Here is a 14454-nt window from a genome sequence, read left to right as displayed (position 1 = left end):
TCATAATGAATTAATTGCTTTTGGTTTTTCGCCTCCTGTATACCAATTTAAAATTTCTATGGTATGAATAATTGGTATTTTTGTTCCAGAAGAAATCTGAGTCATACATCCAATGTTTCCGGTTGAAATAAAATCTGGTTTTACTTTATCTATATTTGATATCTTTCTTTTCAATAATTCTGAAGCCATCTCATCTTGCAGTAAATTATAAGTTCCTGCAGATCCACAACACAAATGCCCATCTGGAATCTCGACAATTTCATTGCCAGTTCTTTTTAATAAATCTATTGGTTGTTTGTGTATTTTTTGACCATGCTGCATTGAACAAGCTGAATGATAAGCAATTTTAAATTTTTTATCATTTTTGACATAATTTAATTTAATATTTTTTCCTAAATACTCAGTTACATCTTTGGCAAGAGTTGAGATTATTTTTGCTTTTTTTCTAAGTTCTTTATCAGGATGATCTCTAAAAATATAACCATAGTCTTTTAAGGTCGTCCCACACCCAGATGTTGTTACTAAGATTGCATCAAGGTTTTTTTCTTCATAACATTTAAACCAAGAATTAATATTATTTGTAAAAGATTTATGAGCTAAATCCTCCTTTCCCAAATGATGATTTAATGAACCACAACAATCCACTTTTTTTGGAACAATTACCTCAACACCATGTCTGTTTAAAATTTCAATTGTTGCATCATTGATTTGGGGTGAAATCACTCTTTGCACGCAACCCGTAAGTAAAGCAACCCTTGCATAAGTTTTACCTTTTGGTGAATATATTTCTTTATTTTCTTGCTGCGATTCTGGAAAAGAATTTGGCATATATTTAAGCATATTTTTTATTTTTTTTGGAAATAAAAATCTAAATGGAAAAACTAATCTCGAAATATAACCAATCATCCTAAATAAAGATGGACTTGGTAAAATTTTAGAAAGCAAACCTCTTATAATTCTATCTAAAAAAGGTCTTTTAAAAGTTTTTTCAATATGGTTTCGTGCATGGTCAACAAGGTGCATATAATTTACCCCCGATGGACAAGTAGTCATACAAGAATAACAAGACAAACAACGATCAATATGTTTTGCAATTTTTTCGTTAGCTGGTTTCTCATTTTCTAGCATATCTTTAATCAAATAAATTCTACCGCGTGGACCATCAAGTTCATCTCCAATAATTTGATAAGTTGGACAAGTAGCATTGCAGAAACCACAATGAACACATTTTCTTAATATCTCCTCGGTAGATTTTATATTGCTGTCTTGAAGCTGTTTTTTTGAAAAATTAGTTTGCATTTATGCTCCCGAATACATTTTTCCTGGATTTAAAATCTTTTTTGGATCAAAGCTTTCTTTAATTTTTAAAGACAAAACTTTAATGTTCTCATCTATGGTTGTCAAAAACTCCTCTTTAATTCTCACATGATTAGGAGCCTTAATTATGGTCATGTGACCACCAAGTTTTATAGCCTCATTTCTTAATTGCCTAAATAATACGCTATCATTTTCTGGTATCTCAACCCAAATTAAATTGCCAGCCCAATCGACAACATATTTTAATTCTTCATTTTCGAATTTATTTAAAAATTGATCTGTATGAATTGGTGGCAAAATAATCTTTAAAACTACTTGTAAACTATTATTAAAGAATTGCAGATCTGTAGTATCTTTCCAAAAAATTTTAGATTGATAATGTTCAAGTACAGATATTGTTTTTTTGTACTCATCAAATACTTTTTTTAAAGTATTAATTCTCTCCAAAACAGAAATTCTAGGTCCTTCAAGACGAATTGCTGTAATAGATGTGGATGTATCCAGATCATTTAATTTAAAAAAATTTAATACCTTTGCAGGATAAAAACATGCCCCTGAGATTTCAACGGACGTATGCATTGCTTTTGAAAAAATATTTAAAGCTCTTTTTAAATTAATATTATGAATAAGTAGCGTTTGGGTTTCTTCGTTTTTTGGCTGAACTTTTAATACAATTTCAGTAAGCGCGACTAACGTTCCATACGATCCGGTAATTAATTTGCTGACATCATAACCAGTTACATTCTTAACAACAGTTCCTCCGGACTTTATAATCTCTCCTTTACCATTAACTCCTTGAAACCCAAGAATATGATCTCTTAAAGCACCAGCTTTAAATCTGCGCGATCCTGATAAATTGCAAGCAACCGCACCTCCAATAGATCCTTTGTTACTTTTGCCCGAATACAAAAATCCCATATCGGATGGTTCAAAGGAAAGTTCCTGATTTTTCTTATCTAATTCTACCTCAATAATTGAAAGCGACGTTCCAGCTTTAACTTTGATATAAAGTTCTTCTGGAAAATATTCAATAATTCCATTTAAATTTTTCAAATGTAAAGATTTTGAACACTGTATTAATCGACCGATTGGCTTTGAGTTATGTCCTAAAATTTCAATGGGTATCTCTCCGGAATTACAATTTTTTATAAAATCAACAACTTCACTTTCGCTTGATGGCGAATAAATTTCAGACATTAAAATCTTGGGATATCTTTAAATTTTATGTCTCCCTTGTGGACATGCATTTTTCCACCTTCGGCGCAACGATGAAGAACTGGATAAACTTTCCCAGGATTTAATAGAGACTTATCATCAAAAGCTTGTTTAATATTGAGTTGTTGCTGAATATCTTCATCATTAAACATTTCACACATTAAATCTCTTTTTTCAACTCCAACCCCATGCTCACCCGTCAATACACCACCAACTTTTACACAATATTTTAAAATATCTGCTCCAAATTTTTCAGCTCTCTTTAGTTCGCTTTTTATATTTGAATCAAACATAATTAATGGATGTAGATTGCCATCTCCCGCATGAAAACAATTTGCAACTCTTAATCCATGCTTTTGTGAAAGTTTGGTAATTTCTCTTAAAACTTCTGGTAATTTTTTTCTAGGAATAGTTCCATCCATACATAAATAATCGGGAGACATATCGCCAATTGCCGGAAATGCTGCTTTTCTTCCAAGCCAAAATCTTAACCTTTCCTCGTCATTCTTACTGATGCGTAAATAAGTTGCTTTATTTTTTTTTGCAATTTCTTCAACTTTTTTTATTAAAACATTTACTTCACTTTCGGTTCCATCCAATTCCACAATTAAAATCGCCTCAACATCTCTAGGATAGCCAGCTTTAGAATAATCATCTGTTGCTTTAATTAATGGTTTGTCCATTACTTCCATCCCTCCAGGGATAATTCCTCCTGAAATAATATCTGAAACACATTGCCCTGCATTTTCAATGCTTTGAAAGCCTAAAAGCAAAGCTTTAACTGATTGAGGTTTTTTTAAAATCTTTACTGTAACTTCGGTTAATATTCCAAGTAATCCTTCTGATCCTGTAATAATTCCTAATAAATCATAACCTTCCGACTCCAATTTTTTTCCACCAAATCTCATTACCGTTCCATCCATTAAAACTACTTCAACACCTAAGACATTATTAGTTGTAGTTCCATATTTTAGGGAATGAACTCCTCCAGAATTTTCAGCAATATTTCCACCTATTGAACATGCAATTTGACTTGAAGGATCTGGTGCATAATAAAAACCATTGTGTTCAACGGCTTTTGTTAAGGATAAATTTGTAACTCCGGGCTGAGTAACGACACATCTATTTTCAAAATCTATCTCTAGAATTTTATTAAATTTACTCAATCCTAATAAAACACAATCAGCAAGAGGCAATGCTCCACCGGAAAGACCAGTGCCAGCTCCTCTTGGAACAACTTTAATATTATGTTTATGACAATATTTAAGAATATCGCTTACTTCAGCTGTGCTTTCTGGAAGAACTACAGCCATTGGTTTTTGTTTATAAGCAGTTAGGGCATCCGTTTCATAAGGAACTATTCCCTCTACATCTGCAATCACATTTATTGGATTAGTAAATCTTTTTAAATCACGAACAATTTTTTCTCTACTGTTTAAAACTGATTGATCAATTTGTGGCATTGCAAGCGTAGACATACTTCAAACTTATATTATTTTTATTGATATATATAGGTATTTGAAGTTGAAAAAAAAACTTTATTTGACAACAGTTTTTTTAATTTTTTCTAAAGCTTTTTCAATATTTTCGTATGAGTTAGCAAAACTAAATCTTACGAAATCTTTAGCAGACTTACCAAAACTTACGCCCGGAATAATTGCAACACCTGCTTCATTTAAACATTTATCTGCAAATTCATTACCGTTCATTCCTGTTTCGCTAACATTAGGAAAAACGTAAAAAGCTCCTCCAGGATTATTACAAGTAATTCCCTTTATACTGTTTAGACCATCAACAATTAATTTTCTTCTTCTATTAAATTGACTCATCATTTCATCTAAAAAATCATGAGGTCCATCTAATGCAGCAAGACCTGCAATTTGAGTTGAGGCACAAGGGCATGAGTGATCATTGACACATAATCTAGTAATATCTTCAATAATTTTTTCTGGCCATACACTCCAACCTAAACGCCAACCTGTCATTGCATATGTTTTGCTCCAACCATCTAAGACGATTAATCGATCAAAAAGTTCTGGATAATTAAAAAAAGAAGGCATTTTTTTATTATCATAAATTTGTCTGCTATAAATTTCATCGCTTAAAATTGCAACGTCTGGAAATTTTTTTAATCCAACAACAAGTTTATCGATTTGCTCTCTTTCAATAAGACCGCCTGTAGGGTTTTGTGGATTATTAATAATAATTAAACGTGTCTTATCATTTATTAATTTTAAAACTTCTTCGGCTTTAAAAGAAAAATTATTCTTCTCACTTAGATACATTGGTACTGCTTTTGCACCCGAGTAATTAATCATTGATTCATAAATTGGAAATCCAGGTTCTGGATAAATAATTTCTGTGCCTGGTTGACCAAACATTAGCATTGCAAAAAACATTGTAGGTTTTCCTCCTGGCATAATAACTACCCTTGCTGCATCAACGTTTGCGCCATACATTTTTTTTATATGACGAGATACCCCTTGTCTTAATTCTAGAAGACCATTAGCTGGAGTATAACCATGAAAACCATCATCTAAGGCTTTTTTTGCAGCATCAACAATATGTTTTGGAGTTCTAAAATCAGGCTGACCTATTCCTAGATTAATTATTTCTTTTCCTTGAGCTTCCAAAGCCTTAGCCTTTGCAAGAACAACAAAGGCATTCTCAGTGCCTAGTTTAAAAAGACTATTTGCTAGTTTCATTTTTTTCTAAAAATTACTTTATCTCTGGTAATTTCTTTTACGCTCCTGCAGCCCATTAGAGTCATTCCTCTTTTAATTTCAGCATGCATAATTTTAAGTATAGCCTCGACTCCTTGCTGGCCTCCCGCTGATAATGCATATAAATAACCTTTTCCAAATGAGCATGCTTTTGCTCCAAGTGCTAATGCTTTTAAAACATGCGTTCCTCTTCTAACTCCTCCATCCAAAATTACATCTACTTTATCTCCAACTGCATCAACAATATCGGCAAGTACATCGAACGGCGACATAGAAGCGTCTAATTGTCTTCCTCCATGATTTGAAATCATAATTGCTGTTGCACCTATATCCACGGCTTTCTTTGCATCCTCTACAGATACAATTCCCTTTATAGCAAAGGCACCTTTCCATTTTTTTGCAACATACTCTGCATCTTTCCAATTCATGGCAGGATCAAATTGGCTGTTGATATAATTTATGACTGAAGTTTCTATAGACTGTCCATCTTTCTCAGTGTGTGGAAGATTGGGTAGTTTAAATCTTTCATGCATTAAATAGTTTAGTGTCCATTCAGGATGTAATGCAAAACTTATCAAACTTGCTAAAGTTAACTTTGGTGGAGTAGTAAATCCAGTTCTATGATCACGCTCTCTATTACCAGCGACGATAGTATCTACTGTTAAACACAACGCTTTAAAATTAGCTCTTTGACATCGCTCAATTAAATTATCCGTTAAACCTCTGTCTTTATGAATATAAAGTTGAAATAATTTTGGGCCGCCAGTTAAATTTCCTATTTCTTCGATGCTTGTTGTAGCAATAGTCGACATACCAAAAAAAGTTCCAAACTTTTCTGCTGCTCTTGAAGTCGCTTTTTCTCCATCATGATGATATAATCTGTGCATTGCTGTTGGTGAAAGAAATAATGGCATATCAATTTTTTGTCCAAAAACAGTGGTAGACGTATCAATAGAACTTACGTCTCTCAAAACACTTGGAACTAGATCACAATCATTAAATGCAGAAGTATTTCTTCTTAAAGTAACCTCATCATCTGCTCCGCCATCGATATAATTAAAAATTGGAGAAGGAAGTCTTCTTTTTGCTAACTTTCTAAAATCATCAAAATTAAAACACCTAGCTAATGACATTATAAGATTTTAGAAATTTTTTTGAAAACTGATACTGTAATTATTAGCCCCTGGATTTTTATCACCTAAGCTTGCGTTTGAAATATGACTATAAGAAATACCAATATTAGATGTCGAGCTTAAATTTAAAGCAGCTCTAACTTGTGTTTTAAATTCAATGTTATGACCCAAATCTTTTCCATCGCCTTTACCAAAAACTCCAGGTGTAAAACTTGGACTAATTAAAACTGAATTATTTGCTAACTTATAATCCAATCTAACTCCTGCATAACCATACTTAGCATTATCATCTGTTACTAAAAATCCAACAACAGGTTTAAAGTCACCAATTGGAGAACCAAAAAGAGTTTTATCGAAATCATAATCTAATTGGAACATTCCAGCGTTTGTTCTGTTGTCATTATGATCAAATTTTCCAACTGAAAAAGTGAAACCTTCTGATCTAGCTGTAGAGACTAGACAGATGAACAACAAAGAGATTATTCCAAAAAGTTTAGTAAGTTTTGAATTCATTTTATGAGCCTTTATTTAATAAAATTGGCGGAAATGCAATAAAGATTCTACTTTTTTTTATTAATATTTAATCTGTATATTAATAATCCCCCAATCATAAAGATAATTAATGGCAATAACCACAAGGCCAAACTATTAAAATTTAAAGCTGGATTAAAAACAACCCACTCACCATAACGACTTATTAAAAAATCATAAATTTGTTTTTCGCTTTCTCCACTGTCTAATTTCTTAGATATTAATTTCTTTAAATCAATTGCAAAATCAGAATTTGACTCATAAATCGACTGCCCCTGACAAACAATACATCTAACATTTTTATAAATTTTATTTTTTAACTCTTCATTTGCTGAAAAAACATTAGAAGATAAAATAAAAAAAATAATTATAAAAATAATTTTTTTCATTTCTTTAATTCTAAGATTTTATTAGTAGCGTCTTCATTTAGTGGGCCAATATGTTTAAAAATTATTTTTCCTTTTTTTAAAATGTACGTTTCAGGAACTCCATAAGCACCTAATTGAATTGCTATTTCTCCTTTTTTATCGACGCCAATTAAGCTAAAGGGATTACCATTTTTTTTTAAAAAATTTTTAGCATTTGCATTTTCATCTTTATAATTAAGACCTACAATATTAATCTTATTTTTATTTTTTAAATTCATTAAAAAAGGATGTTCGATCTGGCACGGAACACACCAAGATGCCCATATATTTAAAACTACAAAATCTTTTTCTGATAAAATTTTACTATCTAACTTCATATTTTTATTAAAAAGATCTTCTAAAATAAATTCTGGAATTTTTTTCCCAATCATTTGATTGGGTTGATAAGTTTTATTCGAGTTTAAAACTCTTAAAAAAAGAATAAAAATTATAACGATTGTTATCGCAAGAATTGTAATTTTATATTTATTGTTCATTTTTCAATCTAAATGTTTGATAAATTCCACCAATAGCAATTAGTAATATCGAAAACCAAATCCAGAACATTAAAGGCTTATAATAAAATCTAACCATAATTTTTTCTTTTTCAAATTCAGACAAATTAATTGCAAAATAATAATCTACGATAAAATTAGTCTTAATACTTGTCTCAGAAGTAAATTGTATTGGTTGATCATATCTTCTAATGGATGGCGTCAATTCAATTTGTTTTTCTTTATTAATGACTAAAAAATTACCAAAAACTTCCTCATAATTTTCTTTTTTAATTTTGTTAATGCTTTTAAATTTAATAATAAATTCTTGTATTTTAACTTCATCACCCACTTTCATCGCTGCATTAATTTCTTTAGACAAATAAGCATTAACGAATATAGCAAAAATTAATACGCCAAATCCTAAATGGGAAATTAATCTTCCAAAATGTATGGTTAATTTTTTTTGTAAAAACCAATCAAATAAAACCGAAATAATTAGATAAACAGAAAAAAACAAACCTAGAATTAAAATAATATCTTTATAATTAAAGAACCAAAAAATAATTACTGAAGAAATCACAATAGATATTGGAAAAAAAATTTTAAAATTTTTTATTTGTAAAAATTTATCTTCTTTATTCCAACTAAGAAGAGGCCCATGAGACATGAAAAATAAAAATATGAATAAAAAAGGAGCTAAAATAGTGTGATAATAAATAGGGCCCACCGAAATACTTTTGCCACTAATTGCATCTAAAATAATAGGATAAACAGTTCCAACTAACACCACGGAAAGAAAAAATATCAAAAAACAATTATTAATTAAGATAAAATTATCTCTTTGAAAAAAATAATATTTTTCATACAAAAATTTTTTCGGACTTTTGACAATAAAAATAGCTAATGAAAAAAAAGTGATAAGTAAAATACTGCTTAAAATATATACGCCTCTATAGGGATCATTTGCAAAAGCATGAACTGAATTTAATACGCCAGATCTTACTAGAAACGTCCCAAGTAAACTCATTATAAACGTAAATATAGAAAGTAACGCAGTCCAAGAATGTAATTTATCTTTTTTAAAAGTTACAATATTCGAGTGAACTAAAGCAGTTGCTGCAAGCCAAGGCATTAATGATGCATTTTCAACTGGGTCCCAAAACCAATATCCGCCCCAACCTAATTCATAGTAAGCCCAAAAAGACCCGAGGCCAATTCCAATAGTCAGTAAAGACCAAGGAAGAATAATCCAAAAGTTTGCAACTTTGCTCCATAATTTATCAAAATTATTTGTTACTAACCCTGCAAGAGCAAAACTAAAAACTAAAGAAAAACCAACATATCCAAAATATAAAAATGGCGGGTGAATCGCAAGTAAAGGATCCTGCAAGATAGGATTTAAACCAAGACCTTGAAGTGGCTTGGGTACTATTTGATCAAAAGGATTTGAAGTTAAAATTAAAAAAATTAAAAAAATTAAAATTAATATTGCTTGAAAAAAAACTGTATAAAATTTTAATTTTTCAATAACTTTTGTTCTAAAAAAAACAAATGAAAATAATGATAATATTAAAATAAATAACACCATACTGCCCTCATGATTTCCCCATGCTCCCGATATTTTGTAAATTAATGGCTTAGCAGTATGAGAATTTTGGTAAACGGCTACATTAGAAAAATCAGAAACAATAAAACAGTATATTAAGATTAGAAATGAAATTAGTAATAAGAAGAAAATACTATCGTTAAAAAAGCTAATTGTTTTTAATTCTTTAAAGTTATTATTTTTAATTCCTTTTATTAAGGAAAAAATTAGAAAACCATTAAATATTAAAGATAAAAATAAAGTTAAATTACCTATATAACCAGCCATAATCATTTATTTGATTTATTTTTTTTCAAACTATTTGCAACTTCTGGCGGCATATAATTCTCATCATGTTTTGCAAGTATTGTGCTTGCAATAAAATATCTTTTATCTTTTAAAACACCCTCTACAACAGCACTTTTTCCTTCGACAAATAAATTGGGCAATAGACCATTATACTCAACAAAAATTTCACTTTTTAGATCAGTAATAATAAAAACATAAGTATTGTTATTTTTCTTCAGCGAATTTTCTTTGACTAATCCTCCAAGTCTAATCTTATTAGTGGGTGTATTTTTTAAATTTTTTATTTCTTGAGGCGCATAAAAATACACCACATTTTTTTGTAAATTATTATAAATAAAAAAAAATATTATCGACGCGACAACTAATAATAATGAAAAGATTTTTAATCTATTTTTTGCAGATTTGCTAAAAATCATAATTGTATTTAAACAAATTTTTAAGAAGATATCGGGACTTAATTAGATATTAAACTAAAATTTATTAGCTTGTAGTGAAACTGAAACTTCTTCAGCTCTTTCAGACTGATAAAGATGCTCGATATTTTTAATAGAATTCAATTTTTTAACTGAAACGTAATAAAGAAAGATTAACGATAAAGTGGCAAAAGCATATGATAACCATATGTATAAACCATAACCGCCCATATTTAAAAAATTTAATATCATTTTTTATTAACTCTAAAATTTATAATTTCATATTTATATCTAATCAAGAAAATAATTAACGATAAAATACAAAAGCTAAAAAACATAATAAGTAATGGCGCTAACATTGAACTATGTATAGTGGGTGCGGCAGTTAGTGTAATGCTTGCTGGTTGATGAAGCGTATTCCACCATGCAACCGAAAATTTAATAATAGGAATATTTACTAATCCTACAATGCCAACAACATTAGTAATTCTTTCAGCTAAATTATAATTTTTTATAAACGACCACAAAGAAAAGTATAAAATATAAGTTAACACTAAAACAAACATTGAAGTTAATCTGCCATCCCAACTCCAAAAAGTTCCCCATGTTGGATAACCCCACAATGATCCCGTCACAATAGAGATTAAAGAAAAAACTAATCCAATCGGTGCTAAACTTTTAGCATAAACTGAAAAAACTCTAACTTTAAAAATTAAACTTATAAATGATGAGACTCCAATAATTAAAAAAATAAATAAAGAAATCCAGGAGGACGGCACGTGCACATACATAATTCGCACAGTATCTTTTTGTAAATAATCAATTGGTGATAAAACTAATGCTAAAATTAAACCAATAATAATTGCAAAAGAAAAAATTATCTTTAACCAAAAAATACTGTTGTTTGCTAAATTAAAAAAAGTTCTAGGTTTAAATATTTCAAACATTTAAGTTTGATTTTTTTACTACATGTTTGAGAAGATTAGAAGTTTACCTAACTGAGATAAGGGAGATTGGGGATCAAAGATAACTCAGTTAGGTATTAACTTTAATTTAATAAATTAATCTGTCTAACTTTTGCGTTAAAAATGTTTGAATTAAGGCGGTAAGAATAAGGCTAATTTGAGGGTTTAAAGTAAAGATTTCCTCTTTTTCCTTTAAATATTTCATTAACTAAAGGATGTCTTACTGGTTCATTTGGATCATCACCCACTAAATTCTGCTCTGAAACATAAGCCTCGTAAGTGATCTCATCATTTTCAGCTAATAAATGATAAAAGGGCTGATCTTTTCTAGGACGCGCTGCTTTTGGAATTGATTGGTACCATTCTTCTGAATTATTAAATTGAAAATCTACATCGTAGATCACGCCTCTAAAATCAAACAAACGATGTCTTACCACTTCCCCAATTGAGAATTTGGCTTTGTTTAATTTTTTTTCTAACATTAAATTTAAAGTAGTGATTATTATAAAAAATTCAATAGCTCAGTGAATTGTATCTAAGTACATTTTAAGTCTAATTCCTTTTTTTCCTTTAGTTGTCGCATAAATCGGAAAATAGTTATCCCCAACAATTCCAAAGTAAAGATCTACTTTAAACTGCTCAGGAGTGTTGGGGTCTCCTGGAATGTAACCTGATATTGGTTGATAAGTCAAAATGCATTTTTGTAATTTTCCTTTATAATTAGAAAAGACTGAATCAAAGTCTATATGCACATTTTCTTTTTTCATTACTAAATAATAAAAAATATTACCATCAAAAACCTTAATTTTTTTATTACAATCAAGATTTTTTTTATCAATCAAGAATAATTTTTTAACAGCAAAAATTGGATCAATAACCCCAAAATAATCTTCTTTTTTATATGGAACTTTTTTGGTTAAATCTTCAGTTCTAGGTGGATCAGTTTCAAAACTAAGAACTTTTTCTTTGGAAAAATTAATTTTATTTACTCTATACTTATTAGTAGATGGTTTATCATATCGATACTCGTAGCTCCAAGTATTCTTACTTTTATCACCAAATTCAACTTTAGATTTTGCAAATACTTTTACAAAGAACCCAACGATACCTACACTTTCAGCGCTAAAAGTAATTTTATTATTTACCTCATCATCGATATTAAAATTAATATCCATAACATTTAAATTATAAGCACGAACATCATATTTAAATTCTTTTGCTAAAGACGAATTAAAGTTTAGAATAATTATAAAAAAAAATACTAAAAATTTAATGAATAAAGGTCTCATAAAATTTTTCTTAGACATAGGTCCATTATTAATCTTTTTTTATTTCTACAAAAGACATGGGATGACTTATGCAATAATTCCTTTAATTATTGCAACTATTATATCGGTATTTTTTGTTTATCGAATAGATAAAAAAATTCCAACTATACCAATATTGGGTGCAGTTGTTGTTTCTATCTTTGGTGGACTTGCAATTATTTTTGACAACAAAATATTCTTTTACATGAAGCCTACAATTATAAATGTAATTTTTGCACTTATACTTTTGTATGGACAAATTTTTCTTAAACAACCTTTATTAAAAAAATTATTTGATGGCTCAATTAAAATTTCAGACGAGGGCTGGAATATTCTAAATAAACGTTGGATGTATTTTTTTATTTTTTTAGCAATTTTAAATGAGCTTGTTTGGAGAACACAGAGTGAAGAATTCTGGGTTCAGTTTAAAGTTTTTGGATTATTACCGATCACTTTAATATTTACGATTATGCAGGTATCGCTTATTCAAAAACACAGAACTGACCAATGAAACTTCATTTAATTAAAAATAATAATCTTAATAAAGAAAACTTTTTTAATAAAAAAGAGCTGCAAGAAATCTTAAATCTTTATGGTTCAATGGTTTCTGTTGGCGAATGGAAAGATTATGGAATTTATATGAGCAAGACTATGATTAGTTTTGAAATCTATAGAAAGGCAACGGAAAATCCTTTATTTCAAATATTAAAAATACTTAATCAAAAAGATAAGAATAAATATCAGCTAAAAGATGCAAGTGGTTTAGTTATTAAAATTTCAGATAACTTAAGTTCTATTTTAAAAATCATTTCAAGAAAATATTCAAAAAAACATCTTAAAGTTATTAAGTAATTTGAAAAAAAAATATCAGCTACCTAAAAAAATTTGTACTAGTTGTAAAAAAGAATTCGTATGGAGAAAAAAATGGGAAAAAAATTGGAATTTTGTAAAATATTGTTCTAAGCGATGTTCTGGCAATTAGCACTTGTTAACTTTATTTTCTTTTAACCAAAATATTACATCATTTACATTTTGATCTGGCGGAAAGACAGGATAAAAATATTTTATAATTTCTTTATTATTTATAATTAAAGTAATTCTTTTAATTAAATTCATATTATCCACTTTAAAGGTAGGAAGCTTTAAAGCATTCGCAAACAGCAATTTTTCATCGGATAAAATAGGATAAGGAAGATGAAGTCTTTCCGACATTTCTTTTTGATATTTAGTCGTTTGGCTTGAAAGTCCAAAAATATTTTCAATATTTAATTTTTTAAGTTCTGAAAAATTATCTCTGAAGCTGCAGGATTGTGGTGTACATCCTCTCGCCCCAGGTATCTGATCCCAACCCTTAGGCAATTCAACATTAGGTTGGCCTGTCATCGGGTATACATAAATAATACTGAGCCCATTTAATTTTGATAAATCAATCTCATGTCCACTTGTGCTTAAAAGTTTTATTTCTGGAATTGTAAAATTATTTAAATGTTCTAGCGATACATCTAATTCTGGTGCTGGTATATTTGACCAATCAGGTTTAAGTAAATTCGATTGGTTCATCTTGTTCATAGCCCCATATAAATGGGGCTATAAAAAATAAATAGATTAGTCTCTTCTTTGTCCGAAAAATCTTAACAACATTATAAAGAGGTTAATAAAATCTAAATATAGAGTTAAAGCACCCATAATAGATTTTTTAGCCATTGTTTCAGAATCTCCACCATCAAAATACATGTCTTTAATTTTTTGTGTGTCGTAAGCAGTTAAACCAACAAAAATTATAACTCCAAGTAATGATACGATAAATTCTAGTTGTGTAGATTTAAGAAAAATATTTACGATTGAAGCGATGATGATTCCAATTAAACCCATCATTAAAAATGATCCAAGTTTAGTCAGATCAGATTTTGTTGTGTAGCCGTAAAGACTCATTGTAGCAAAAGTTGCTGCGGTAATAAAAAATACCCGAGCAATACTAGCGCCAACATAAACCATAAATATTGAAGAAAGGGATGCTCCCATTAATCCTGCAAATACCCAAAATAATGTTTG

General features: G+C 29.3%; 19 protein-coding genes. 3 read left to right on the top strand and 16 right to left on the bottom strand.

Annotation, left to right across the window (positions count from 1 at the left end):
* From glcF to AC8IGH_RS03580, 14 genes are all read right to left on the bottom strand, one after another.
* Window positions 1-1299, bottom strand: coding sequence for a glycolate oxidase subunit GlcF (gene glcF, locus AC8IGH_RS03645; protein WP_507419359.1), 1299 nt, complete (start codon window positions 1297-1299; stop codon window positions 1-3).
* Entirely contained in the window at window positions 1300-2514 is a 1215-nt protein-coding gene (locus AC8IGH_RS03640) for an FAD-binding protein (protein ID WP_507419358.1), read from the bottom strand.
* Complete coding sequence (locus AC8IGH_RS03635) at window positions 2514-4010, bottom strand: FAD-linked oxidase C-terminal domain-containing protein (RefSeq protein ID WP_507419357.1); 1497 nt, start codon at window positions 4008-4010, stop codon at window positions 2514-2516. Before AC8IGH_RS03635 ends, AC8IGH_RS03640 begins: the two co-directional genes overlap by 1 nt.
* Before the next feature lie 60 nt (window positions 4011-4070).
* Window positions 4071-5237, bottom strand: coding sequence for a pyridoxal phosphate-dependent aminotransferase (locus tag AC8IGH_RS03630; protein ID WP_507419356.1), 1167 nt, complete (start codon window positions 5235-5237; stop codon window positions 4071-4073).
* Window positions 5234-6388: an alpha-hydroxy acid oxidase gene (locus tag AC8IGH_RS03625; RefSeq protein WP_507419355.1), complete on the bottom strand. Its 1155-nt coding sequence runs from the start codon at window positions 6386-6388 to the stop codon at window positions 5234-5236. The genes AC8IGH_RS03630 and AC8IGH_RS03625 overlap by 4 nt, the downstream gene beginning before the upstream one ends.
* A 9-nt stretch (window positions 6389-6397) precedes the next feature.
* On the bottom strand, window positions 6398-6901 hold the full coding sequence (locus tag AC8IGH_RS03620; RefSeq protein WP_507419354.1) for an acyloxyacyl hydrolase: 504 nt from the start codon (window positions 6899-6901) through the stop codon (window positions 6398-6400).
* 47 nt (window positions 6902-6948) lie between these two features.
* Complete coding sequence (locus tag AC8IGH_RS03615) at window positions 6949-7308, bottom strand: cytochrome c-type biogenesis protein (protein ID WP_507419353.1); 360 nt, start codon at window positions 7306-7308, stop codon at window positions 6949-6951.
* A complete protein-coding gene (locus tag AC8IGH_RS03610) occupies window positions 7305-7823 on the bottom strand; it encodes a DsbE family thiol:disulfide interchange protein (RefSeq protein ID WP_507419352.1) in 519 nt (172 codons plus the stop codon). The genes AC8IGH_RS03615 and AC8IGH_RS03610 overlap by 4 nt, the downstream gene beginning before the upstream one ends.
* The gene (locus tag AC8IGH_RS03605; RefSeq protein WP_507419351.1) at window positions 7813-9696 is read right to left on the bottom strand and encodes a heme lyase CcmF/NrfE family subunit; all 1884 of its coding nucleotides are present in this window, start codon (window positions 9694-9696) and stop codon (window positions 7813-7815) included. Before AC8IGH_RS03605 ends, AC8IGH_RS03610 begins: the two co-directional genes overlap by 11 nt.
* 2 nt (window positions 9697-9698) lie before the next feature.
* Window positions 9699-10133, bottom strand: a complete 435-nt coding sequence (gene ccmE, locus AC8IGH_RS03600) for a cytochrome c maturation protein CcmE (RefSeq protein WP_507419350.1) — start codon at window positions 10131-10133, stop codon at window positions 9699-9701.
* Between the two features lie 54 nt (window positions 10134-10187).
* On the bottom strand, window positions 10188-10361 hold the full coding sequence (ccmD, locus tag AC8IGH_RS03595) for a heme exporter protein CcmD (protein ID WP_507419360.1): 174 nt from the start codon (window positions 10359-10361) through the stop codon (window positions 10188-10190).
* 17 nt (window positions 10362-10378) lie between these two features.
* Window positions 10379-11077, bottom strand: a complete 699-nt coding sequence (gene ccmC / locus AC8IGH_RS03590) for a heme ABC transporter permease CcmC (RefSeq protein WP_507419349.1) — start codon at window positions 11075-11077, stop codon at window positions 10379-10381.
* 170 nt (window positions 11078-11247) lie between these two features.
* The gene (gene hspQ, locus AC8IGH_RS03585) at window positions 11248-11577 is read right to left on the bottom strand and encodes a heat shock protein HspQ (protein WP_507416411.1); all 330 of its coding nucleotides are present in this window, start codon (window positions 11575-11577) and stop codon (window positions 11248-11250) included.
* A 39-nt stretch (window positions 11578-11616) separates the two neighbouring features.
* Window positions 11617-12384 (bottom strand): hypothetical protein, encoded by a 768-nt coding sequence (locus AC8IGH_RS03580; protein ID WP_507419348.1) that lies wholly within the window; start codon window positions 12382-12384, stop codon window positions 11617-11619.
* Between AC8IGH_RS03580 and AC8IGH_RS03575 the strand changes: the two genes are divergently transcribed.
* The 3 genes from AC8IGH_RS03575 to AC8IGH_RS03565 are packed head-to-tail and all read left to right on the top strand — an operon-like array spanning window position 12368 to window position 13384.
* A complete protein-coding gene (locus tag AC8IGH_RS03575; RefSeq protein WP_507419347.1) occupies window positions 12368-12913 on the top strand; it encodes a septation protein A in 546 nt (181 codons plus the stop codon). The genes AC8IGH_RS03580 and AC8IGH_RS03575 overlap by 17 nt on opposite strands.
* On the top strand, window positions 12910-13254 hold the full coding sequence (locus tag AC8IGH_RS03570) for a DUF2794 domain-containing protein (RefSeq protein ID WP_507419346.1): 345 nt from the start codon (window positions 12910-12912) through the stop codon (window positions 13252-13254). Before AC8IGH_RS03575 ends, AC8IGH_RS03570 begins: the two co-directional genes overlap by 4 nt.
* Before the next feature lies 1 nt (window position 13255).
* Window positions 13256-13384 (top strand): DUF2256 domain-containing protein, encoded by a 129-nt coding sequence (locus tag AC8IGH_RS03565; RefSeq protein ID WP_507419345.1) that lies wholly within the window; start codon window positions 13256-13258, stop codon window positions 13382-13384.
* Here AC8IGH_RS03565 and AC8IGH_RS03560 read toward each other — a convergent pair.
* Together AC8IGH_RS03560 and AC8IGH_RS03555 are read right to left on the bottom strand one after the other, a co-directional pair.
* Window positions 13381-13962: a peroxiredoxin gene (locus AC8IGH_RS03560; RefSeq protein ID WP_507419344.1), complete on the bottom strand. Its 582-nt coding sequence runs from the start codon at window positions 13960-13962 to the stop codon at window positions 13381-13383. The genes AC8IGH_RS03565 and AC8IGH_RS03560 overlap by 4 nt on opposite strands.
* 45 nt (window positions 13963-14007) lie before the next feature.
* The coding region (locus AC8IGH_RS03555) for a Bax inhibitor-1/YccA family protein (RefSeq protein ID WP_507419343.1) at window positions 14008-14454 on the bottom strand (447 nt) is incomplete at its 5' end.

Source organism: Candidatus Allofontibacter sp., assembly GCF_038145245.1.
Lineage (GTDB): Bacteria > Pseudomonadota > Alphaproteobacteria > Pelagibacterales > Pelagibacteraceae > Fontibacterium.
This window is presented reverse-complemented; position numbering and strand designations above follow the sequence as displayed.